21 protein-coding genes are annotated in these 20,971 nt (G+C 72.7%); 8 read left to right on the top strand and 13 right to left on the bottom strand.

Translation table 11 applies throughout. The annotated features are described in order from the left end of the window. The first annotated feature begins 137 nt into the window (after nt 1-137). On the top strand, nt 138-1,226 hold the full coding sequence (locus RQG84_RS12780) for a DUF5667 domain-containing protein (RefSeq protein ID WP_311210329.1): 1,089 nt from the start codon (nt 138-140) through the stop codon (nt 1,224-1,226). A gap of 114 nt (nt 1,227-1,340) precedes the next feature. Here the strand turns inward: RQG84_RS12780 and RQG84_RS12775 are convergent, their stop codons facing one another. From RQG84_RS12775 to proC, 6 genes are all read right to left on the bottom strand, one after another. Continuing rightward, nucleotides 1,341-2,702 carry a 1-acyl-sn-glycerol-3-phosphate acyltransferase gene (locus tag RQG84_RS12775; protein WP_311210328.1) on the bottom strand — a complete coding sequence of 454 codons (1,362 nt, stop codon included), beginning with the start codon at nt 2,700-2,702 and terminating at the stop codon, nt 1,341-1,343. Continuing rightward, nucleotides 2,699-3,682, bottom strand: coding sequence for an NAD-dependent epimerase/dehydratase family protein (locus tag RQG84_RS12770; protein WP_056556014.1), 984 nt, complete (start codon nt 3,680-3,682; stop codon nt 2,699-2,701). Before RQG84_RS12770 ends, RQG84_RS12775 begins: the two co-directional genes overlap by 4 nt. A 6-nt stretch (nt 3,683-3,688) precedes the next feature. Beyond that, a complete protein-coding gene (locus RQG84_RS12765; protein WP_012359487.1) occupies nt 3,689-3,790 on the bottom strand; it encodes a 30S ribosomal protein bS22 in 102 nt (33 codons plus the stop codon). A 66-nt stretch (nt 3,791-3,856) separates the two neighbouring features. Further along, nucleotides 3,857-4,042 carry a helix-turn-helix domain-containing protein gene (locus tag RQG84_RS12760; RefSeq protein ID WP_055963945.1) on the bottom strand — a complete coding sequence of 62 codons (186 nt, stop codon included), beginning with the start codon at nt 4,040-4,042 and terminating at the stop codon, nt 3,857-3,859. 147 nt (nt 4,043-4,189) lie between these two features. Then, nucleotides 4,190-5,398 carry an acetoin utilization protein AcuC gene (locus RQG84_RS12755; RefSeq protein ID WP_055963942.1) on the bottom strand — a complete coding sequence of 403 codons (1,209 nt, stop codon included), beginning with the start codon at nt 5,396-5,398 and terminating at the stop codon, nt 4,190-4,192. 9 nt (nt 5,399-5,407) lie between these two features. Continuing rightward, on the bottom strand, nt 5,408-6,238 hold the full coding sequence (gene proC / locus RQG84_RS12750; RefSeq protein ID WP_311210327.1) for a pyrroline-5-carboxylate reductase: 831 nt from the start codon (nt 6,236-6,238) through the stop codon (nt 5,408-5,410). 33 nt (nt 6,239-6,271) lie between these two features. Between proC and RQG84_RS12745 the strand changes: the two genes are divergently transcribed. After that, nucleotides 6,272-7,219, top strand: a complete 948-nt coding sequence (locus tag RQG84_RS12745; protein WP_311210326.1) for a bile acid:sodium symporter family protein — start codon at nt 6,272-6,274, stop codon at nt 7,217-7,219. A 195-nt stretch (nt 7,220-7,414) separates the two neighbouring features. Here the strand turns inward: RQG84_RS12745 and RQG84_RS12740 are convergent, their stop codons facing one another. The 3 genes from RQG84_RS12740 to RQG84_RS12730 all read right to left on the bottom strand — a co-directional run bounded on the left by RQG84_RS12740 (nt 7,415) and on the right by RQG84_RS12730 (nt 9,917). Next, complete coding sequence (locus RQG84_RS12740; RefSeq protein ID WP_055963932.1) at nt 7,415-8,062, bottom strand: LysE family translocator; 648 nt, start codon at nt 8,060-8,062, stop codon at nt 7,415-7,417. A 64-nt stretch (nt 8,063-8,126) separates the two neighbouring features. Further along, nucleotides 8,127-8,948 (bottom strand): sugar phosphate isomerase/epimerase, encoded by an 822-nt coding sequence (locus tag RQG84_RS12735; RefSeq protein ID WP_311210325.1) that lies wholly within the window; start codon nt 8,946-8,948, stop codon nt 8,127-8,129. 45 nt (nt 8,949-8,993) lie between these two features. Next, on the bottom strand, nt 8,994-9,917 hold the full coding sequence (locus tag RQG84_RS12730) for an exopolyphosphatase (protein WP_055963926.1): 924 nt from the start codon (nt 9,915-9,917) through the stop codon (nt 8,994-8,996). Nucleotides 9,918-9,980: 63 nt separating this feature from the next. Between RQG84_RS12730 and RQG84_RS12725 the strand changes: the two genes are divergently transcribed. The 4 genes from RQG84_RS12725 (at nt 9,981) to disA (ending at nt 14,277) form a co-directional block, all read left to right on the top strand. Further along, nucleotides 9,981-10,739, top strand: coding sequence for a hypothetical protein (locus RQG84_RS12725; protein WP_311210324.1), 759 nt, complete (start codon nt 9,981-9,983; stop codon nt 10,737-10,739). A 94-nt stretch (nt 10,740-10,833) separates the two neighbouring features. Continuing rightward, nucleotides 10,834-11,472, top strand: a complete 639-nt coding sequence (locus tag RQG84_RS12720) for a VOC family protein (protein ID WP_055966205.1) — start codon at nt 10,834-10,836, stop codon at nt 11,470-11,472. A 321-nt stretch (nt 11,473-11,793) separates the two neighbouring features. After that, on the top strand, nt 11,794-13,200 hold the full coding sequence (gene radA, locus RQG84_RS12715; protein ID WP_056557153.1) for a DNA repair protein RadA: 1,407 nt from the start codon (nt 11,794-11,796) through the stop codon (nt 13,198-13,200). Nucleotides 13,201-13,209: 9 nt separating this feature from the next. After that, complete coding sequence (disA, locus tag RQG84_RS12710) at nt 13,210-14,277, top strand: DNA integrity scanning diadenylate cyclase DisA (protein ID WP_311210323.1); 1,068 nt, start codon at nt 13,210-13,212, stop codon at nt 14,275-14,277. 134 nt (nt 14,278-14,411) lie between these two features. On the opposite strand, the gene RQG84_RS12705 is transcribed toward disA, so the two are convergent. Both RQG84_RS12705 and RQG84_RS12700 read right to left on the bottom strand, forming a co-directional pair. Next, nucleotides 14,412-14,933, bottom strand: a complete 522-nt coding sequence (locus tag RQG84_RS12705; protein ID WP_311210322.1) for a phosphotransferase-like protein — start codon at nt 14,931-14,933, stop codon at nt 14,412-14,414. A 5-nt stretch (nt 14,934-14,938) separates the two neighbouring features. After that, entirely contained in the window at nt 14,939-15,694 is a 756-nt protein-coding gene (locus tag RQG84_RS12700) for a hypothetical protein (protein WP_311210321.1), read from the bottom strand. A 47-nt stretch (nt 15,695-15,741) separates the two neighbouring features. Between RQG84_RS12700 and RQG84_RS12695 the strand changes: the two genes are divergently transcribed. Beyond that, on the top strand, nt 15,742-16,677 hold the full coding sequence (locus tag RQG84_RS12695; protein WP_311210320.1) for an A/G-specific adenine glycosylase: 936 nt from the start codon (nt 15,742-15,744) through the stop codon (nt 16,675-16,677). A 46-nt stretch (nt 16,678-16,723) separates the two neighbouring features. Here RQG84_RS12695 and RQG84_RS12690 read toward each other — a convergent pair whose 3' ends face one another. Next, the gene (locus RQG84_RS12690; RefSeq protein WP_156364860.1) at nt 16,724-17,041 is read right to left on the bottom strand and encodes a hypothetical protein; all 318 of its coding nucleotides are present in this window, start codon (nt 17,039-17,041) and stop codon (nt 16,724-16,726) included. A gap of 79 nt (nt 17,042-17,120) precedes the next feature. Continuing rightward, entirely contained in the window at nt 17,121-19,634 is a 2,514-nt protein-coding gene (locus RQG84_RS12685; protein WP_056556034.1) for an ATP-dependent Clp protease ATP-binding subunit, read from the bottom strand. A 392-nt stretch (nt 19,635-20,026) separates the two neighbouring features. Here RQG84_RS12685 and RQG84_RS12680 point away from each other — a divergent pair, with 392 nt between their 5' ends. Beyond that, nucleotides 20,027-20,956 (top strand): TauD/TfdA family dioxygenase, encoded by a 930-nt coding sequence (locus RQG84_RS12680; protein WP_311210319.1) that lies wholly within the window; start codon nt 20,027-20,029, stop codon nt 20,954-20,956. Nucleotides 20,957-20,971: the final 15 nt, after the last annotated feature.

The raw sequence follows: 20,971 nt of genomic DNA, 5'->3' as shown, positions 1-20,971 counted from the left end.
GTGCGGACCGGACCGACGCGCCGCCTGGTCATCGGGCCCCTGATGGACGAGATGGTGCGAACCGCGTCACGAACGCGTAACTCCGACGTCTTCCCCATCGTTGGAGCTGTAGACGCCACCACAGACAGGACGACGCGATGAGACCCCGCTCGGGCCGCGACGACGCCCAGGCCTTCCACGAGGCCTGGGAGTCCGGCACCCCCGCCACCGCCGAGGTGGCCGAGCTGGTGCGCGCTGCCGAGCTGGTGTGCGAGTCCGCCGTCGCGACCCCGCGACCGGAGTTCCGCGGCGCCCTGCGCGAGCGACTCATGGCCGAGGCGCAGACCGTCCTCGTGCCCGACCCGGGCGCCTCGCGGCGCGCCGTGGCCGACCGCACGCCGGCCACCGCGGCGCCGTCGGCCCCCCGCGCCCGCCGCCGGATCGCCGGCCTGGCCGTGGCCGCCGTCTCCTCCCTCGGCGTGGTCGGCATGGTCGCGGGCAGCGCCCAGGCCATCCCGGGCGACGTCCTCTACCCCGTCAAGCGCGGCGTCGAGAACGTCGAGCTGGCCATGCAGCGCACCGACGAGGGCCGCGGCACGCAGCGGCTCGAGATCGCCGCCGAGCGGCTCCGCGAGGCCCGCGCCGTGCTGGGCGACGGCTCGACCAAGCAGCGGGCCCAGGTCGGCGCGCTCCTCGACGACTTCAGCACCGAGGCCGAGCAGGGCTCGGCCGAGCTCTTCGGCGCCTTCGACTCCGACGGATCCACCGCGACGATCGACACCGTCAACGACTTCGCCGCGGCGTCCGCGGTCGACCTGAGCGTCATGTCGGCCGAGGTCCCCGCCGACGCGGCGTCCGCGTTCGACTCGGCGACGGCCGTCGTCACCGACCTGGCCGGTCAGGCCGGCCGTCTGTGCGGCACGTGCGCCAAGGCCGACGTCGACGCCCTGGTCCAGGTCGTCCAGCAGGTCGTCCGACCGGGCCGTCCCGCGTCGGCCTCCGACGCCGAGCCGGCCGCCAGCACCCGCGACGACACCGCGCCGGCCCCGGTCACGAAGGCGCCCACGTCCGACGAGGCCACGAGCGCCCCGACGCCGGCTCCGGCACCGGTCGCCCCCTCGCCCTCGGCGAAGCCGCAGGGCCTGCGCGCGGTCACCGATCCGCTCGTCGGCGGCCTGCTGGGCAACGAGGAGACCGAGGGGCTGGTCCCCGGCCTGCTCAACGGCCTGCTCGGCACCTCGAAGTAGCAGCGGCTCCGCCGCAGGGAAGTAGCAGCGGCTCCGCCGCAAGGCGGAGCATCAGTGGCTCCGCGGCAGGGCCACGACCTGCAGGTCCTGGACGGTCACGCCCGACCCTCCCGCTCAGAAGAACGCGTTGCCGCGATCGACGAGCAGCCGGTACAGCGTCTGCTGGATGGTCTCGCGCACCTGGTCGGTGACGTTGAACAGCAGCATCGGGTCGTCCGCGGCGTCGGGCTCGTAGGCGTCGGTGCGGATGGGCTCGCCGAACTCGATGATCCACTTGCTCGGGAGCGGGATCATGCCGAGCGGGCCGAGCAGCGGGAAGAACGGGGTGACCGGCAGGTAGGGCAGACCCAGCAGACGAGCCAGCGAGGGCACGTTGCCGACGAGGGGGTAGATCTCCTCGGCACCCACGATCGAGACCGGCACGATGGGCACCTGGGCCCGCAGCGCGGACGACACGAAGCCGCCGCGACCGAAGCGCTGCAGCTTGTACCGCTCGGCGAAGGGCTTGCCGATGCCCTTGAACCCCTCGGGCCAGACGCCGGCGATCTCGCCGGTGCCGAGCAGACGCTCGGCGTCCTGGGTGCAGGCCAGGGTCGCGCCGGCACGGCGGGCCATCTGGCCCACGAAGGGCAGGGCGAAGACCAGGTCGGCGCCCAGTGGACGCAGGTCGCGGCCGCTGTACTTCTTGACCGCGTATCCGGTCATCACGCCGTCGAGCGGCACCGTGCCCGAGTGGTTGGCCACGAGGAGCGCGCCACCGTCGGTGGGGATGTTCTCCGCACCGCGCACCTCGAGCCGGAACCACGTCTCGGCGAGCGGCTCGACCGCGGCGATGAGGATCTCGGTGAGCTGGGGGTCGAAGCCGAACTCGTCGACCTCGAAGTCCCCCGTCAGCCGCTTGCGCAGGGCCGCGAAGGTGAGGGCGAGCCGGTGCTCCCAGTCGGAGCCGAGGACGCGCTGGGCCGCCTGCGCGACGGCCAGGACGATGTCCTCGACCGGCAGGCCGGGGAGGGTGGCCCTGCCCGATGCCGTGCGCGTCTCGCGTGCCGCCTCCTCGGCCGCAGCGGCGGCAGCAGCCGCGGCGTCCTCCTCGGTGACCGCCCGGAGCCGAGAACCCCCGGCGGTGGACCGCGACGAGGCGGGCCGCTTGGCCGAGGCACCCGTCGCACGCTTGGCCGAGGCGGCCTTCTTCGTCGCCCCGGGGCCGGTGGCGGCGGACTTCTTGGCGCCCGAGGTCGTGCCCTTGGTGGTCTTGGCTGCGCCGGACGTCACGGCCTTCGTCGCGGCGGGCGGGGTCTCGACAGCCGGGGTGTCGGCCGGCTCCACGGGCTTGGCCGGTGCCGCGGCCTTGCGGACGGGCTTGCCCGACGCCGGGGTCTTGCCGGCGAGGGAGCGTGCGCCCGAGGAGGGCGAGCCTCCGCGGGAACCGCGTCCGGCTGCGCCCTTCGTGCCGATGGTGCGGCGCTCGTCCGTCATCGGCCACCTCCCAGGAGCGCCAGGACACCGGGTCGCTGCGCGAGTCGGAACTCCTCGAAGACCTGCTCGGTCGTGGCCGAGAGCTCGTAGCCGAAGATGTCGCGCAGGGCGCTGGTGTCGACCGCGCGGCCGTACGTCAGGAGTCGGTGCAGGTCGGGGGAGATCTCGCCGCCCATGCTGCGCACGATCCGCGCCGCAGCAGCACCGAAGCCGATGCCGGGCAGGGGCACCACGGGCTTGCCCATGCGGCGGGCGGCCTGCGACAGCAGCAGCACGCCGGAACCTGCCGCGTTGAACGTGCCGGGGCGGTCCTTCACGACCGACTGCTCGATGATCGAGAGCGTGTCCTGCAGCGACAGGAACTGCAGCCGGGGGTCGAAGCCGATCACGGCCGGCAGCAGCGGGTTCAGGAAGTAGCTGCGCAGCGGCGACTCGATCTCCGGGTGCAGCGTCTGCGCGGCCCGCACCGTCGTGATCAGGATCTCGGGCCGACGCCGCGCGAAGCCGCGCACGTAGGACTCCACCTCGACGACGTCCTTGGGGAAGCCGGTCCGCACCCCGCCGCGAGCGGAGTCGGACTCCATGAACAGGGCGGGGTCGCGTGGCGACGAGCCGTAGACGGCCACCGAGGACCCGACGACGAGCTTGGAGACCGTGGTGGAACGCTGGCAGGCCGCCAGCAGCTGCATCGTCCCGATGACGTTGCGCTCCTTGACGCCGGAGCCGGAACGGCCCCGGGCCGGGGCGAGGTCGAGGTGGACGACGGTGTCGACGTCCTCGACCGCGATCACCTTCGCGACGACGGGGGTGCGGATGTCGGCGCGGACGAACTTGACGCCGCCGAGGTCACCCTCCGGGGGGCGCAGGTCGATGCCCACCACGCGGTCGATCCCGGCGGACTCACCGAGATCGGCGAGATGGCGCGAGACGCGCGAGGCGAGAGTGCCCGAGACCCCCGTGACGAGGACGACCCGCCCCATAGGTCCCTACTTGCCGAGCTTGCGACGCTGGACGCGGGTTCGCTTGAGCATCTTGCGGTGCTTCTTCTTCGACATCCGCTTACGACGCTTCTTGATGACTGAACCCACGGATATGACCTCTGCTTGTTGCGGAACTGGCGGACGCCAAGACTACGCGACGACGGACGGGACGGCTCAGCCGGCCTCGTAGTAGGACTTCTGGAGGTAGTCCTCGACCGCCTTCTCCGGCACGCGGAAGCTGCGGCCGACGCGGATCGCCTCGAGCTGTCCGTTGTGGACGAGTCGGTACACGGTCATCTTGGAGACGCGCATCTGTGCCGCGACCTCCGCGACGGTCAGGAAGGTCGTTCCTGCGGTCATGTCCTCACCTTTGCTTTCGGGGCACCCGCGCCTCCCCGGCTTCCCCTCCGGCGACGCGTCACGAGTGCGTGCTGGGAAGCGTAGTGCCTCGTGGGACGTTTGGGATAGGGGAGACGAAAGTGGCCGGACGCGACGGACCCGCGCAGGTCACAGGTGCGGGTCGAGACCGAGCAGCGGGAAGGTGTCGGTGCGGGCCGCGAGGATCGAGCGGTCGAGCCAGCTGGCGGGGTCGTAGCCCAGCTCCCAGGCCCGGTACGAGGCGGACCGACCGTCGGTCATGCGCTGCGGGGCCCGCACGCCCCGGAGCCGCTCCACGTGGTCGCGCCAGCCCTGGGTCGTCGCGGTCTCGGGGTCCACGTCGTGGTCCGCCAGGATCGCGAGCAGGTGCGTCCACGCCCGGGGCACGACCTCGGTGACCGCGTAGCCGCCACCACCGGTCGCCACCCACCGTCCGCCGCAGACCTCGCGGGCGAGGTCACGCACGGCCAGGTACGACGCGCGCTGGCCGTCGACGCTGAGCATCAGGTTGGTCAGCGGATCGTCCATGTGGGAGTCGCACCCGTGCTGGGAGACGATGATCTCGGGACCGAACTCGCGGATCACGTCGGGGACGATCGCGTGGAAGGCGCGCAGCCACCCCGCGTCGGACGTGCCGGGCGGGAGCGGGATGTTGACCGCCGAGCCCTCGGCGCCTGGGCCGCCCGTCTCGGTGGACCAGCCCGTGCCCGGGAACAGCGACTGCGGCCCCTCGTGGATCGAGATGGTCAGCACCCGCGGGTCGTCGTAGAACATGGCCTGGACGCCGTCGCCGTGGTGGGCGTCGACGTCGAGGTAGACGACCTTCTGTGCGCCCTGCGCCAGCAGCCACGCGATGGCGACGCCGAGGTCGTTGTAGATGCAGAACCCGCTCGCCGAGCCCGGCATCGCGTGGTGCAGGCCGCCCGAGACGTTGGCGGCGTGGGTGTTGCGTCCGGTCCAGACCCGACGCGCGGCTTCCAGGGTGGCCCCGGCGATGAGCGCGCTCGCGTCGTGCATGCCGCTGAAGACCGGGTTGTCCTCCGTGCCGAGGCCGACGCTCGGGTCGGCGTGGGTGGGGTGCTGCGACAGCTTGCGCACGCGCTCGACGTAGGCGGGCGTGTGGACGGTGCACAGCTCCTCGTCGGTGGCGGGCTCGGCGCCCACCACCTCGAGGTGGTCGAGCACGCCGAGCTCACCGGCCAGGACCATCGTCAGGTCGACACGCACCGGCGCCATGGGGTGCGCGGCACCGAAGTTGTACCCGGTGAGGCGTTCGTCGAAGACGAGGCAGGGCCCAGCGGTCTCGTCGCTCGCCCCGGTCCGTTCGGTGTCCGGCATGCTGGCAGCCTACGACGCGGAGAGCTCGGCCGAACGGCGTGCCGCCGCTTCGACCCCCGCACGCAGGGCCGCGTCGACGCCGTGGTCGTCGAACGTGCTGATGGCAGCGTGGGTGGTCCCGTGCGGCGAGGTGACCCGGCGACGCAGCTCGGCGGGCTCGTCGTCGGTGTCGGCGAGCAGGGCCGCGGCCCCTCGGATGGTCTGCTCCGCCAGAGCCCGGGCGGTGGCGCGGTCGAGGCCGGCCGCCACACCGCCGTCGATCATCGCCTCGGCCAGGTAGAAGACGTAGGCGGGCCCGGAGCCGGAGACCGCCGTGACACCGTCCTGCTGGTCCTCCGGCACCACGACGACCCGACCGCCGGTCTCGAGCAGGGCCACGGCCTCGGCCAGCCGCGTGTCGTCGCAGGCGGCGCCCGGCGAGACGCCGAACATGCCCTCCCCCACCAGCGCCGGGGTGTTCGGCATGGCTCGCACGACGGCGACGCCGTCGGCCAGTGCGCTCTCGTAGGTGGCGATGCGGACGCCGGCGGCCAACGAGACCACGGTGGCCGCGGGGTCGACGAGCGGGGCGATCTCGGCCACGACGGACGGCACGTCCTGCGGCTTCACCACGACGAGCACCACACCGGCGCGCTGCACGGCCGCTGCGACGTCGGTGACCTCGACCCCGTGCCGCTGCCTGAGCTCCTCGGCACGCTCGGGCATCTTCTCGCTGACGACGAGGTCGACGGGGCGTCGGCCCGACGCGATCAGGGCGGTCAGCAGCGTCTCGCCCATGACCCCGCCGCCGAGGATCGCGATGCGTGCGGGGTCGATGCCGTCGCTCGAGGTACCAGTCATGACGTCAGCGTAGGCGGGCGTAGCGTCGTGGCCGTGCGCCGTGTCGACCCGTTCCTCCTGCTGCTGCTCGCCGCGGCCGTCGTCGGCTCCGTGGTCCCGGCGACCGGGCCGGCGTTCGAGGTCGTGCGGATCGCGTCCATGGTGGGCATCGGGCTGCTGTTCTTCCTCTACGGCGCGCGACTCTCGGCGGCCGAGACCCTGCACAACCTCCGGCACTGGCGGCTCCAGCTCAGCATCCTCTCGGTCACGTTCGTGGTCCTGCCCGTCCTGGGGCTCGGCGCCCGGCTGCTGACCGACGCGTGGCTGTCCCCGCAGCTCGCCGCCGGCCTCCTGCTCGCCACGCTGGTCCCGTCGACGGTGCAGGGCTGCGTCGTCTACACCCGCATCGCCCGCGGCAACGTGGCCGCGGCCGTGGTGAGCGCCTCGACCTCGAACCTGCTGGGCGTGGTCCTGACCCCGGTGCTCGTCGCCCTGCTGCTGGGTGGCGAGGCCCGCGTCGACGCCGACTCCGTGCTGCGGATCGTGCTGCAGCTGCTCGCCCCGTTCGTGCTCGGCCAGCTGCTCCGGCCCGTGGTCGGCGGCTGGGTGAGGCGCCACGACACCGGGCTCAAGCGCTTCGACCGGTCCACCATCCTGCTGATCGTCTACGTCGCCTTCAGCGAGGGAGCCGAGGCGGGCATCTGGTCGGCCGCCCCCGTCCTGGACGTCGTCGCCGTGGCGTTGCTCTGCGCGGCGCTGCTGGGCGCCGCCCTCGGCTGGTGCGTGGCCTGGGGACGGCTCGTCGGGTTCGACCGCGGCGACCGGGTGGCCCTGCTGTTCTGCGGCAGCAACAAGAGCCTCGCGAGCGGCCTGCCGATGGCGACCGTGCTGTTCCCCAGCGACGTCGTCGCGTTCGTCGTGCTGCCGCTCATGATCTACCACCAGCTGCAGCTGATCGTCGGCTCCGTGCTGTCCAGCCGGCTGGGGCGGTCGGGGTCGTAGGTCGTCCTGGTCTCGGTGGGAGTCGACGATTCTCGTCCTCCGCGAACCGTTCGGCGCAGAAGAGCATCGTTGGTCCGTCCGCGTCGTCGGAGGTAGCTGTCGCACCCTTCGGCGGTCCGGACAGGTGCGTCATCTACCTCTGACTGCCTCGATACGTGCGTCACCTACCTCTGACCGCCGCGACACGTGCGTCACCTACCTCCGGTGCCCGGTGGCGGCGAGGGCCACGCCGAGCCCGATCATCGACACCCCGCCGAGGGCACCGACGGCCTCGCCGCGCCGCGGCGACCGCGCGAACCAGGACCGCAGGCCGCTGGCCACGACCGCCCAGAGCCCGTCGCTCAGCAGACCGATCGTGAAGGCCACGAGGCCGAGCAGCAGCATCTGCGCGGGCACGTGGCCCGCTCCGCGGTCGACGAACTGGGGCAGCACGGCAGCGAAGATCATGAACGCCTTCGGGTTGGTGATCCCCACGACGAAGCCCTGCCGGGCCGCCACCCGCAGCGGGAGCGGTCGGCGCACCGCCGCACCCTCGACGTCGGACATCGAGAGGTCCTTGCGGTGCCGCACCGCCTGCACCCCCAGCCACACCAGGTAGGCCGCGCCGGCCAGCTTGACCACGGTGAAGGCGAGCACCGAGCGCTCCAGGATCGCGGACAGGCCGAGCGTCACCAGGCCCACGATCACGAGCAGCCCGGCGGAGTTCCCGACGACGGTCGCCAGGGCGACGGCGCGACCGTAGGCGAGGGCGCGCCCGATCACGAACACGACGCTGGGCCCCGGGATGGCGATGAGCACGAGCGCGGCGAGGCCGAACGCGACCAGCTGGTCGAGGGAGATCATGGCCGCATCCTGGCACGCCGTCCCGTCGTCGCGGCGCTGCTCGCGCGGTCCGGCGCTCGACCCGTCAGGGACGGCGAGCGGCGTGCAGCCGGGCGAAGGCCAGGGCCTCCAGCAGGTCGGCCTCGCGCTCGGCCGTGTCCGAGGCCTTGCGGGTGTTGATCTCGACCACGATCTCGCCGTCGAAGTCGGAGTCGGCGACGAGCTCGAGGAACTCGGCGCACGGCTGGGTCCCGCGCCCGGGCACCATGTGCTCGTCCTTCGGCGAGCCGGCCCCGTCGGCCAGGTGCACGTGGGCCAGGCGGCTGCCCAACGTGCGCGCCATCGCGACCGGGTCGTCGCCGGCGGTCGCGCTGTGCGAGAGGTCGAGCGTGACGTGCGCGTACTCCTCGTCGACGGGGTTCCAGTCGGGCAGGTAGGCGTGGAACTCGCGCTTGCCCGTGCGCCACGGGTACATGTTCTCCACGGCGAACACGACGCCGTGCTCGGCCTCGAGGTCGGCGATGCCCTCGACGAAGCCCTTGGCGTAGTCGCGCTGCCAGCGGAACGGCGGGTGCACCACCACGACCGACGCACCGGTGGCGTGGGCCATCTCGGCACTGCGGTGCAGCTTGCCCCACGGGTCGGTGCCCCACACCCGCTGCGTGAGCAGCAGCGTCGGGGCGTGGATCGACACGATGGGGACGCCGTGGAACTCCGAGAGCGCGCTGCAGGCCACCGCGTCGGTGCTCACGTCGTCGACGCCGACCATGACCTCGACGCCGTCGTACCCCAGGCGCGCCGCGGCCTCGAACCCGCTGGCCGTGCTGCCCGGGTAGACCGACGACGTCGACAGCGAGACCCGCAGCTGCGGGTCGGAGCGGCGCTCGGCAGGCTTCCGGGTCGACATGGCAGGGGCAGCCTAGATCAGCGGACCATGGTGGGCGGACCGGGCCTACAGGTGCGCGAGGTGCTCCAGGAGCACCCCTTCGCGCAGCGCCCAGGGACAGATCTCGAGCTCGTCGACGTCGAAGAGGTCCATGGCGGCCTCGGCCACGACCGCGCCGGCCACCATCTGGTGAGCACGGTCCTGGGAGACACCGGGCAGGGCGGCGACCTCCTCGTCGCTCAGGTGGACGATCTCGGAGATGAGCGGGCGCAGGTCGGCGCGGCGCAGCACGCGCCTCACGTACCGACCCTCGCTCGACGGCGCGGCACCGCACATGCGCGCGAGGGACCGGAAGGTCTTGCTGGTGGCGACCGCCCGGTCGAAGCCGCCGCCACGCAGCAGCGGCCCGGCCACGTCGGCCATCACCGAGCGCGCGTGCAGACGCAGCTCGACGTGGCCGCGCTCGCGACGCGGGTCCGACGAGAGCCAGTCGCGGGTGAGCCGGCCGGCACCGAGCGGCACCGAGCGGGCGACCTCGGGCTCCTCGTCGGCTCCCACGGCGATCTCGAGCGACCCGCCGCCGATGTCGAAGACGCCGAGGCGGCCGGCGGACCAGCCGAACCAGCGGCGGACCGCGAGGAAGGTGAGTCGCGCCTCGTCCTCGCCCGGGAGGACCTTGAGGTCGACGCCCGTCGACTCCCGGACCGCGGCCAGGACCTCGTCGGCGTTGTCGGCGTCGCGCACCGCGGAGGTGGCGAAGGCGACCACGCTGGAGCAGCCGCGCTCGAGCGCCTCGGACTGCGCCTCGCCCACGTACTTCACGAGCCGGGCGAGGCCCTCGCCGGTGACCCGGTTGTCGTCGCCGAGCTGCTCCGCCAGGCGCAGCGGCTCCTTGAAGGAGTGCGCCGGGAGCGGGGGTCCGCCACGGTAGGCGTCGACGATGAGCAGGTGCCCGGTGTTCGACCCGATGTCGAGGACGCCCATGCGCATGGCTCCATCCTCCCACGGATGCCCACGGCCGGGGCGCGGCGTCGGTCTCCGTACAGTGGACGCATGCCGGAGGTCGACCTGGGGTTCCCGCGGACGTGGGTCGAGTTCGCGAACCCGGACGACACCGACGAGGTGTTCCGGTGCGACCTCACGTGGCTCACGTCGCGGTGGACGTGCATCTTCGGCGGCGGCTGCGCCGGCATCTACGCCTCGAGCCCGGACGCCGGGTGCTGCACCCTCGGGGCGCACTTCGCCGACGACGAGGACCAGGCCCGCGTGGCCACGGCGGTCGAGCGCCTGACGCCGGAGCGCTGGTACCGCCACCCCGACGGCCCGAACCCGTTGGACGGGTCGTGGACCGAGACCGACGAGGACGACGAGCCCAAGACCCGCGCCGTCGAGGGCGCCTGCGTGTTCCACAACCCGCGCGGCTTCGAGGGTGGCTACGGCTGCGCGCTCCACGGGCTCGCGCTCGCCGAGGGCGTGCCGCCGCTGACGCTGAAGCCCGACGTGTGCTGGCAGCTGCCGCTGCGCCGCCAGTTCCGCGACGTCGAGCGCGGCGACGGCACCTCCTACTCGGAGGTCCAGATCGGCGAGTACGTCCGGGCCGGCTGGGGCCCCGGCGGTCACGACCTCGACTGGTACTGCTCGTCCAACACCGAGGCGCACGTGGCGCCTGAGCCGCTGTACCTGACCAACCGCGACGAGCTGGTGGCGCTCATGGGCGAGTCGGGCTACGCCGAGCTGGCCCGCCAGTGCGAGGACCACCTCGACGCCGGCGGCCCCAACCCCCACCCCGCGACGGTGGGAGCGACGCCGTGAGAGCCGCTGCGGGAGCGGTCCGATGAGCACCGCGCACCTCACGCTGGTCGACCCCGGTCGTCCGGACACCTGGGCCGTCTGGCAAGAATGGCCCATGCACCTCGACCACCTCTCGTACGCCGCCGGACCCGCTGGCCTCGACGCCACCGTGGCGGAGCTCTCCGAGGCCCTCGGCGCCACGTTCCTCGACGGCGGGGCCCACCCCCGCTTCGGCACCCGCAACATGGTGCTCCCCCTGCGCAACCGTCAGTACGTGGAGGTCGTGGAGGTCCTCGACCACCCGGCCGCCGACAAGGCTGCGTTCGGCCAGGTCGTGCGCCAGCGCACCGAGGCCGGGGGCGGCTGGATGGCCTGGTGCGTGTCGGTCGACGACATGGCCGAGGTCGAGCACCGGATCGGTCGGCACGCCGTGCCGGGCAACCGACGTCGCCCCGACGGCTTCAACCTCGAGTGGCGCCAGATCGGGACCAGCGGCATGAAGGCCGACCCGCAGCTGCCGTACGTCACCTGCTGGGACGTCCCGCCCGAGGAGCACCCGTCGCAGATGGCGCCGTCCGACATCGCCCTCACGGCCGTCGAGATGGCCGGATCCCCGCAGCGGCTCTCGGACTGGCTGGGCGAGCCGGCCGTGACCGCACTCGAGGAGATCGCCGTCGAGTGGGTGGCACCCCACGGCCTGCCCGGCATCATGAGCGTCTCGTTCTCCACGCCGCAGGGCGACGTCCGCATCTGAGCCGTCCTCCGGCCCACCCTGCACCCCGGCGCCACCCAGGCGGGCCGTGTACCGACCGACGCTCCGACCGGGCCGTCAGAGGTAGGTGGCCCGCGCTTCGCCGCCGTCAGAGGTAGGTGGCCCGCGCTTCGCCGCCGCCAGAGGTAGGTGGACCGCGGATACGTACGTCGTATCCGCGGCTGCCCTACCGGCGGCCGGTGGATTCCGCGGCCCTCCTACCTCTCACCGAGGAGGACGGTCCTGGCGGGAGCCGACGGGCCGGGGGTGCGCCCTGTGCGTGCGTCCGACCTGCTGTCGGCACCCGCGCCTAGGGTAAGCAGCATGCCCACTGCCAAGGCGACCAAGGCCGCCAAGCCCGTCTACGCCTGCGCGGAGTGCGGGTGGACCACCAGCAAGTGGGTGGGCCGCTGCGGCGAGTGCCAGGCCTGGGGCACGGTCGACGTCGCCTCCCCCGCCGCCCGGGCCGGTCGCACGGCCCCGGCCGCCACCGTCACCCCGGCCCGCCCGATCACCCAGGTCGAGGTCGAGTCGGCACGGTCCATCTCCTCGGGCATCGGCGAGCTCGACCGCGTGCTCGGAGGCGGTGTCACGCCCGGCGGCGTGCTGCTGCTCGCCGGCGAGCCCGGCGTCGGCAAGTCCACGCTGCTGCTCGAGCTGGCCGCCCGGTGGGCCCAGCAGGGCCGCCGCACGCTCTACGTCTCCGGCGAGGAGTCGGCCGGCCAGGTACGGCTGCGCGCCGAGCGCACCGGTGCCGTCCACGACGAGCTGTACCTCGCCGCCGAGACCGACCTGGGGGCCCTGCTGACCCACGTCGAGCAGGTGCGCCCGAGCCTGCTCGTGGTCGACTCCGTGCAGACCATCGGCTCGGCCGACGTCGACGGCGTCCCCGGCGGCGTCACCCAGGTGCGCGAGGTCGCCTCGGCGGTCATCCAGCGCGCCAAGGCCGAGGGCATCGCCACCCTGCTCGTCGGGCACGTCACCAAGGACGGGTCGGTCGCCGGTCCGCGGGTGCTCGAGCACCTGGTCGACGTCGTCCTCCAGTTCGAGGGCGACCGCGCCTCACGACTCCGCCTGCTGCGAGCGGTGAAGAACCGCTTCGGGCCAGTCGACGAGATCGGCTGCTTCGACCTGGCCGACTCCGGGCTCGTCGAGGTCCCGGACCCCACCGGGCTGTTCGTCAGCCGGCACGAGCAGCCGGTCCCGGGCACGTGCGTGACGGTCACGATGGAGGGTCGTCGCCCGCTCCTGGCCGAGGTGCAGGCGCTGGCGGTCGAGACGAACGCCCCGTCGCCCCGTCGCACCTCCAGCGGCCTCGACTCCTCGCGCGTGGCCATGATCCTGGCGGTGCTCACGCGGCACTGCGGCGTCAACCTGTCACGCCACGACGTCTACACGGCGTCGGTCGGCGGCGCCCGTCTGGTGGAGCCGTCGGTCGACCTCGCGGTGCTCGTGGCGGCCGCGTCAGCCCAGGCCGACCGCGTGGCGCCGCGGGGTCTGGTGGTGCTGGGCGAGGTCGGCCTGGCCGGCGAGGTGCGCCCCGTGCGGCACACCGCCGAACGTCTGCGGGAGGCCGCCCGCCTCGGCTTCACCTCGGCCATCGTGCCCGCTCGATCCGAGGGTCTCGACGACGTCCCGCGCTCGCTGCGCGTCACCCAGGTGGCCGACGTCGTCCAGGCGGTGCTGGCCCTGCCGAGCGCGCGTGGTCGCGACACCCCCGCGCGGCCCTAGACTGATCCCGTGGCCTCCCGACCCGACCTGCGCACCGTCCTGGCAGCGATCGCGCCCGGCACCGCCCTGCGCGAGGGGCTGGAGCGCATCCTGCGCGGCCGCACCGGCGCGCTCATCGTGCTGGGCCAGGACAAGGTCGTCGAGTCCGTGAGCACGGGCGGCTTCGCCCTCGACGTGCCCTTCACCGCCACCGGCCTGCGCGAGCTGGCCAAGATGGACGGCGCGATCATCCTCGACTCCGACGCCCAGCGGATCCTCCGTGCCGCCGTGCACCTCATGCCGGACCCGTCGATCCCCACCGACGAGTCCGGCACCCGCCACCGCACCGCCGACCGGGTCGCCCGCCAGACCGGGCTGCCGATCGTCTCCGTCTCGGCCTCGATGCACATCATCGCCCTCTACCTCGAGGGCACCCGTCACGTGCTCGAGGACGCGGGCGCGATCATCGGCCGCGCCAACCAGGCCATCGCCACGCTCGAGCGGTACCGCAGCCGCCTCGACGAGGTCTCCGACGCCCTCTCCGCGCTCGAGATCGAGGATCTCGTGACGGTGCGCGACGTCGCCGCCGTGGCCCAGCGTCTGGAGATGGTCAGCCGCATCGCCACCGAGATCGACCAGTACGTGCTCGAGCTCGGCACCGACGGTCGCCTCCTGGCACTCCAGCTCGAGGAGCTGATCAGCGGCGTCGACGCCGAGCGCGAGCTGGTCATCCGCGACTACATGCCGTCCGGCCGTCGCGGCCGCGCCGTCTCGACCGTCCTGAACGACCTCGCACAGATCGACTCCTCCGAGCTGGTCGACCTCACGAGCGTGGCCACGGCCCTGCGCATCGGCGCCGGCGACTCGCTCGACCACCCTCTCGCCCCCCGCGGCTACCGGCTTCTCGCACGCGTCCCGCGACTGCCCCACACGGTCGTGGACCGGCTCATCGACCACTTCGGCACGCTGCAGAAGCTGCTGGCCGCCAGCATCGACGACCTCCAGACCGTCGAGGGCGTCGGCGACCTGCGCGCCCGCGGCGTCCGCGACGGCCTCTCCCGCCTCGCCGAGTCGAGCATCCTCGAGCGCTACGTCTGACCCGTCCCCCTCGTCAGAGGTAGGTGACGCACCGAACCAGGCCGTCAGAGGTAGGTGACGCACCGAACCAGGCCGTCAGAGGTAGGTGACGCACCAGATCGCGCGTCCGAGAGGTACGACACCTACCTTCCCCCTCAGCGAGGGGCTGCGCCGCCGGAGTCCACTCGAGCAGCGAGTCTCCGGGCACACGCCTCGACGCCCTCGGCGCTGTCCAGCTGCAGGTCGTAGGCGTGGAAGGTGTGCACCGTGCCGAGGTCCTGCTCGGCATCACCCACCGGGCGGTCGCCGCGCGCCCGCTCGCGCCGACGCAGCTCGTCGACGGAGGCGTGCAGGCCGACCCACAGCACGTCGAGCCCGACCAGCACCGCGTCCCAGTCGTCGGCCTGCTCCTGCGACTCCAGGACCACGTCGGTGATCACGTCGACGCCGGCGTCGGCGAAGGCGCGCACCGCGCGGCGGTGGCCCGCGAGGACCCCAGGACGCAGGGCAGTCCAGTCGCGAACCCGACCAGCCGTGTCGAGCGGCAGCGCGTCACCGAAGAGCAGCAGGTCGAGCCCGAACGCGAGGAAGGGGCGCGGCAGCAGCGGCTGCGCCGCGGCCACCAGCGTGCTCTTGCCGGCGCTGGAGGCGCCGTTCACCACCACGACGGAGGCCACCGGCCTCACTCCTCGTCGGGCGCCGGGGTGGGGGTGGTCGTCTTCGGCGACGGCGAGCCGCTCGGCTTCGGGGTGGCGCTCGCAGAGCTGCTCGGAGTGGCCGACGGCTTCGGCTTGGCGGCTGCCTGCCCGAGCCGGAACTTCGCCGACCCGGGCTCGCCGCCGAGGGTGCCGATGCGGAGCGTGTACGTGCCGGGCGAGGCCCAGCCCTCCTTGGCCGAGCAGGCGGGACCGGAACCGCGACCGGACCAGCTGGTGGCCACCGACGTCGACCACCCGGGACTCAGGGAGACCGGATCCTCGAGCAGCGCCGACCGGCAGACCGCCGAGTCCCACACCGCCGTGTCACCGCTGCTGATGACGGCCACGAGGTCGGCATCGGCCGGGTCGAGCGTGCAGCCCTTCGCCTCGGTGGTGGACACGAGCAGCTCCACGCGCACCGCCTTCTTGGCCCGCTGGTCGGCCGGGACGGTGGGCGTGATCCGCACCGCCTCCGGGTCGCACGGGGTGCTCGCCGTGGCGAGCGCCACCTGGACGTCCGACTGCGCGGCCTGGGTGGGCGCGGGCTCGGGCGTGGGCGTGCTGCCGGCGGACGTGGACGCCGACGGAGCAGGCGCCGCGGCCGGCGGGTCGTCGTCGGCGCCGCCCGGCCAGAGGGTCACGCCGACCCACACCAGCGCGATGACCAGGGCCAGCAGCATGAAGCGACGACGCCAGTAGATCGCCCGCGGAACGGGGCGTCGGACCGGTCGCGAGCTCACCCTCCGACCCTAGTTCGCGCGGCACCCCGTGCGAGGATCGACGCGCCATGACCTCCTCCCCCAGCACACCGGTCGAGGACCTGCCCGGACTGCACGCCGCGGTGGTCGACTGGTTCGACGCGAACGCCCGCGACCTGCCCTGGCGGGGACCCGTCCGCCGCCCACGGCCCGGCACCCCCGCCGGAGGGCCCGACGAGCTGCCCGATCCGTGGGCCGTCCTGGTCTCCGAGCTCATGCTCCAGCAGACCCCCGTGTCCAGGGTGCTGCCGGTCTTCGAGACCTGGATGACGCGCTGGCCCACCCCCGCGTCGCTGGCCGCGGAGCCCTCGGGCGAGGCGGTCCGGGCGTGGGGACGACTCGGCTATCCGCGCCGGGCTCAGCGCCTGCACGCCGCGGCCGTCGCGATCACGACCGACCACGGCGGCCGGTTGCCCGACGACCACGCCGCCCTCCTGGCCCTTCCGGGGGTCGGCGAGTACACCGCCGCGGCCGTCGCGTCGTTCGCCTTCGGGCAGCGGCACGCGGTCATGGACACCAACGTGCGTCGCGTGCTGGCACGCGTGGTCCTCGGCCAGGCGTATCCCTCGACCTCGATCACGGCGTCCGAGCGACGACTGGCGGCGGCGCTGCTCCCCGCCGAGGACGCCCACCGCTGGGCCGCGGCGACCATGGAGCTCGGCGCGCTCGTGTGCACCGCCCGGGCACCGCGGTGCGACGTGTGCCCGGTGGCGGACCGCTGCCGCTGGCTCGCGCTGGGCCGACCCGACCATGACGGCCCGCCCCGCCGCGGACAGGCCTGGGCCGGCACCGACCGCCAGTGCCGTGGTCGCCTGCTGGCCGTCCTGCGCGACGCCACGGAGCCGGTGGACCAGGGGCGGCTCGACGCCGTGTGGGACGACGCGGCGCAGCGCGAGCGCTGCCTGGACGCCCTGCTGGACGAGGGCCTCGCCCAGGTGCACCCCGACGGCACGTTCAGCCTGTGAGCGAGCGCCTCGAGGACGCTGCGGCGTGACTCAGGGGCTCAGGGGCTCAGGGAGCGTTCGGCGAGCTCGCGCCTCCACGGCGGCCGATGACGAGGGCGGCCACGCCCGCGCCCACGCCCGCGACGAGCAGGAGCAGCCCGGCGATCCGGAAGGGCTTCGGCGCCGAGCGGTAGTCGGCGATCTCCTCGTAGCTCTCGATCGAGATCGGGCACCCACCCTGGTCCTCGTCGACGAAGCCGGACGAGGGCGTGCCCTCCTGAACGCACACGGCCTCGGGCTCACCCGGCTGCAGTGCGAAGGCGAGGACGCCTGCCACCACGAGGGCTGCGGCGACGATGAGGAGCTTCTTGGCCTTCGAGGTCATCCCCGCATCCTCGCCCAGCACGACGACGGCGTCCAATCCCGGGGGGATCGGACGCCGTCGTCGTGACTGCTGCGTGCTGCTACTCGGAGCTGCCTGCCTCGACCGCGAGCGGGTCGTGGCCCTCGGTCAGCTCGAGGTCGGCCTTGGGCGTGCCCACGAACGTGAACACGGCCTCGGCACCCTCGCCCTCGACGTCGACCAGGACGATCTCGCCGGCCCGAAGCTCGCCGAAGAGCATCTTCTCGGCCAGCGTGTCCTCGATCTCGCGCTGGATGGTGCGGCGCAGGGGGCGCGCACCGAGCACCGGGTCGAACCCGCGACGTGCGAGCAGGTCCTTGGCCGCGGTCGTGAGCTCGATGCCCATGTCCTTGTCGCGCAGACGGTCCTCGAGGTTGCGGACCATCATGTCGACCATCTGGATGATCTCGTCCTGCGTGAGCGGCGGGAACACCACGATCTCGTCGACACGGTTGAGGAACTCGGGCCGGAAGTGCTGCTTGAGCTCCTCGGAGACCTTGGCCTTCATCCGGTCGTACGACCCCATCGTGTTGTTCGCGTCGGCGAAGCCGAGCGAGACGCCCTTGCCGATGTCACGCGAGCCGAGGTTCGTGGTCATGATGATCACGGTGTTCTTGAAGTCGACCACGCGGCCCTGGGAGTCGGTCAGGCGACCTTCCTCCAGGATCTGCAGCAGCGAGTTGAAGATGTCCGGGTGGGCCTTCTCGACCTCGTCGAACAGCACCACGCTGAAGGGCTTGCGGCGCACCTTCTCGGTGAGCTGGCCGCCCTCCTCGTAGCCGACGTAGCCGGGAGGCGCACCGAACAGTCGTGCCACGGTGTGCTTCTCGCTGTACTCGCTCATGTCGAGCTGGATGAGCGCGTCGTCGTCGCCGAACAGGAAGTTGGCGAGCGCCTTGGACAGCCACGTCTTGCCGACGCCCGAGGGCCCGGCGAAGATGAACGACCCACCGGGACGACGCGGGTCCTTCAGACCCGCACGCGTGCGGCGGATGGCACGGCTGAGGGCCCTGATGGCCTGGTCCTGGCCGATGACCCGCTTGTGCAGCTCGGCCTCCATGTTGAGCAGGCGGCCGGACTCCTCCTCGGTCAGCTTGACGATCGGGATGCCGGTGGCGAGCGCCAGGACCTCGGCGACGAGCTCCTCGTCGACGACGGCCACGACGTCCATGTCGCCGGCCTTCCAGGCCTTCTCACGCTCGGCCTTGGCGAGGATGAGCTTCTTCTCCTCGTCGCGCAGGGAGGCCGCGGCCTCGAAGTCCTGCGCGTCGATGGCGCCCTCCTTGCGGCGGCGGACGTCGGCGATCTTCTCGTCGAACTCCTTGAGGTCCGGCGGAGCCGTCATGCGGCGGATGCGCAGGCGCGAGCCGGCCTCGTCGATGAGGTCGATGGCCTTGTCCGGCAGGAACCGGTCGGACACGTAGCGGTCGGCCAGCGTGGCGGCCGCGACCAGCGCGTCGTCGGTGATGGTGACGCGGTGGTGCGCCTCGTACCGGTCGCGCAGGCCCTTGAGCATGTCGATCGTGTGGGCGATCGACGGCTCCGGCACCTGGATCGGCTGGAAGCGGCGCTCGAGCGCCGCGTCCTTCTCGAAGTGCTTGCGGAACTCGTCGAGCGTCGTGGCGCCGATGGTCTGCAGCTCACCACGGGCCAGCATCGGCTTGAGGATGCTGGCGGCGTCGATCGCGCCCTCGGCGGCACCGGCACCGACGAGGGTGTGGATCTCGTCGATGAACAGGATGATGTCGCCGCGGGTGCGGATCTCCTTGAGCACCTTCTTGAGGCGCTCCTCGAAGTCGCCGCGGTAGCGCGAGCCGGCCACGAGCGCGCCGAGGTCGAGCGTGTAGATCTGCTTGTCCTTGAGCGTCTCGGGCACGTCGCCGCGGACGATGTCCTGGGCGAGACCCTCGACGACCGTCGTCTTGCCGACGCCGGGCTCGCCGATGAGCACCGGGTTGTTCTTGGTGCGGCGGCTGAGGACCTGCATGACGCGCTCGATCTGGTTCTCGCGACCGATCACGGGGTCGAGCTTGCCCTCGCGGGCGGCCTGCGTGAGGTTGCGACCGAACTGGTCGAGCACGGCCGACGTGCTGGGCGCGGCCTCGGCGGGGGCGCCGGAGGTCTCGGCCTCCTTGCCCTGGAAGCCGGAGACCAGCTGGATGACCTGCTGGCGGACGCGGTTGAGGTCGGCGCCGAGCTTGACGAGGACCTGGGCGGCGACGCCCTCGCCCTCGCGGATCAGGCCGAGCAGGATGTGCTCGGTGCCGATGTAGTTGTGGCCGAGCTGCAGCGCCTCGCGGAGGCTGAGCTCGAGGACCTTCTTGGCGCGCGGCGTGAACGGGATGTGCCCGCTGGGCGCCTGCTGGCCCTGGCCGATGATGTCCTCGACCTGTCCGCGGACGGCCTCGAGCGAGATGTCGAGGCTCTCCAGGGCCTTGGCGGCGACGCCTTCACCCTCGTGGATGAGGCCGAGGAGGATGTGCTCGGTGCCGATGTAGTTGTGGCTGAGCATGCGCGCCTCTTCTTGGGCGAGCACGACGACGCGACGGGCGCGGTCGGTGAACCTCTCGAACATGGGGCCCCCTTGATCGGGTGTGTTCTTGTCAGTCTAGGTGCGGGTGCCCCGGCGCACTGCGGGACGTCCACGTACGTCACACAACTGGAACCCGGGGCCGGGTGTTCCGCTGTTCACCCTGGGCGTAACGACCGCCGTCGCCGCCGCGGGCACCGGGGCGCAGCGCTCGCCCCCAGGGGGTGCTCGGGCCGACTCGGCGATTCCCATCACGTGATGGGAATCGCGAGCTCGCCATGGTTCTCCCCCACCCACCATGGCGGACCTCTGCAGGTGAGCGAGGGAGGACCGAGGTGAGTGAGGGCGGTTCGTCCACACTGCGAGACCGTCGCCACGCGAGGGCGATCCGGCGCACGGTGGGAGCGACCCCACCCGCGAGACGTCCGGAGCGACCCATGACCCTCACCGCACCCGATCCCACGACGACGGCCTCCTCGGTCGAGGTGCGGCCCGTGGGTGGACGCGTCGGTGCCGTGGTCTCGGGCGTCCGGCTGGGCGGCGGGCTCGCGCCCGAGGAGGTCCGCGACGTCCGCGCGGCCCTGCTGCGCCACAAGGTCCTCTTCGTCCGCGGGCAGCACCACCTCGACGACGCCGAGCACCACGCGTTCGCCGCCACCCTCGGCGTCCCGACGTCGCCGCACCCGACGGTCCGCGGGGTCGGTGCGGCGGTGCTGCCGATCGACTCCTCGCACGGCAAGGCCAATGCCTGGCACACCGACGTGACCTTCGTCGACCGCGTGCCGGCGATCAGCGTCCTGCGGTCGGTGACGCTCCCGCCGTACGGAGGGACGACGGTCTGGGCCAACACCGCGGCGGCCTACGCGTCGCTGCACCCCGCGGTCCGGGCGATGGCCGACAGGCTGTGGGCCGTGCACACCAACCGGTACGACTACGCCGCGGACGTCGACGAGCAGCGCATCGGCGGCATCGACGTGGCGGAGGAGACGTACCGGGAGGAGTTCGGGTCGAGGCTGTTCGAGGCCGAGCACCCGGTCGTGCACGTGCACCCGGAGACCGGCGAGCGGGCGCTGCTGCTGGGCCAGTTCGTCAAGCGCCTCGTGGGACTGTCCACGCGCGACTCGGCCTCGGTCCTCGAGATGCTGCAGCGCGAGATCACTCGCCTCGAGAACACCGCGCGATGGAGCTGGGAGCCGGGCGACGTCGCGATCTGGGACAACCGCGCCACCCAGCACTACGCGGTGGCCGACTACGACGACCACCACCGCGTCATGCATCGCATCACCGTCGCGGGCACCGTCCCGGTGAGCCTCGACGGCACCCGCTCCACGCAGCGCGTCGGCGACACCTCGGCCTACTCCTCCTGACGGCGTCCCTGCCAA

Origin of the sequence: Aeromicrobium sp. WCS2018Hpa-31, from assembly GCF_031843905.1 — a bacterium.
Lineage (GTDB): Bacteria > Actinomycetota > Actinomycetes > Propionibacteriales > Nocardioidaceae > Aeromicrobium.
The sequence above is the reverse complement of the archived record's forward strand: the minus strand, read 5'-3'. Positions and strand labels throughout refer to the sequence as shown.

What these genes read in the sequence shown, in the direction of transcription:
- RQG84_RS12780 (WP_311210329.1), top strand. Translation starts at nt 138, where the DNA reads ATGAGACCCCGCTCGGGCCGCGACGACGCCCAGGCCTTCCACGAGGCC.
- RQG84_RS12775 (WP_311210328.1), bottom strand. Translation starts at nt 2,702, where the DNA reads ATGACGGACGAGCGCCGCACCATCGGCACGAAGGGCGCAGCCGGACGC.
- RQG84_RS12770 (WP_056556014.1), bottom strand. Translation starts at nt 3,682, where the DNA reads ATGGGGCGGGTCGTCCTCGTCACGGGGGTCTCGGGCACTCTCGCCTCG.
- RQG84_RS12760 (WP_055963945.1), bottom strand. Translation starts at nt 4,042, where the DNA reads ATGACCGCAGGAACGACCTTCCTGACCGTCGCGGAGGTCGCGGCACAG.
- RQG84_RS12755 (WP_055963942.1), bottom strand. Translation starts at nt 5,398, where the DNA reads ATGCCGGACACCGAACGGACCGGGGCGAGCGACGAGACCGCTGGGCCC.
- proC (WP_311210327.1), bottom strand. Translation starts at nt 6,238, where the DNA reads ATGACTGGTACCTCGAGCGACGGCATCGACCCCGCACGCATCGCGATC.
- RQG84_RS12740 (WP_055963932.1), bottom strand. Translation starts at nt 8,062, where the DNA reads ATGATCTCCCTCGACCAGCTGGTCGCGTTCGGCCTCGCCGCGCTCGTG.
- RQG84_RS12735 (WP_311210325.1), bottom strand. Translation starts at nt 8,948, where the DNA reads ATGTCGACCCGGAAGCCTGCCGAGCGCCGCTCCGACCCGCAGCTGCGG.
- RQG84_RS12730 (WP_055963926.1), bottom strand. Translation starts at nt 9,917, where the DNA reads ATGCGCATGGGCGTCCTCGACATCGGGTCGAACACCGGGCACCTGCTC.
- RQG84_RS12725 (WP_311210324.1), top strand. Translation starts at nt 9,981, where the DNA reads ATGCCGGAGGTCGACCTGGGGTTCCCGCGGACGTGGGTCGAGTTCGCG.
- RQG84_RS12720 (WP_055966205.1), top strand. Translation starts at nt 10,834, where the DNA reads ATGCACCTCGACCACCTCTCGTACGCCGCCGGACCCGCTGGCCTCGAC.
- radA (WP_056557153.1), top strand. Translation starts at nt 11,794, where the DNA reads ATGCCCACTGCCAAGGCGACCAAGGCCGCCAAGCCCGTCTACGCCTGC.
- RQG84_RS12695 (WP_311210320.1), top strand. Translation starts at nt 15,742, where the DNA reads ATGACCTCCTCCCCCAGCACACCGGTCGAGGACCTGCCCGGACTGCAC.
- RQG84_RS12690 (WP_156364860.1), bottom strand. Translation starts at nt 17,041, where the DNA reads ATGACCTCGAAGGCCAAGAAGCTCCTCATCGTCGCCGCAGCCCTCGTG.
- RQG84_RS12685 (WP_056556034.1), bottom strand. Translation starts at nt 19,634, where the DNA reads ATGTTCGAGAGGTTCACCGACCGCGCCCGTCGCGTCGTCGTGCTCGCC.
- RQG84_RS12680 (WP_311210319.1), top strand. Translation starts at nt 20,027, where the DNA reads ATGACCCTCACCGCACCCGATCCCACGACGACGGCCTCCTCGGTCGAG.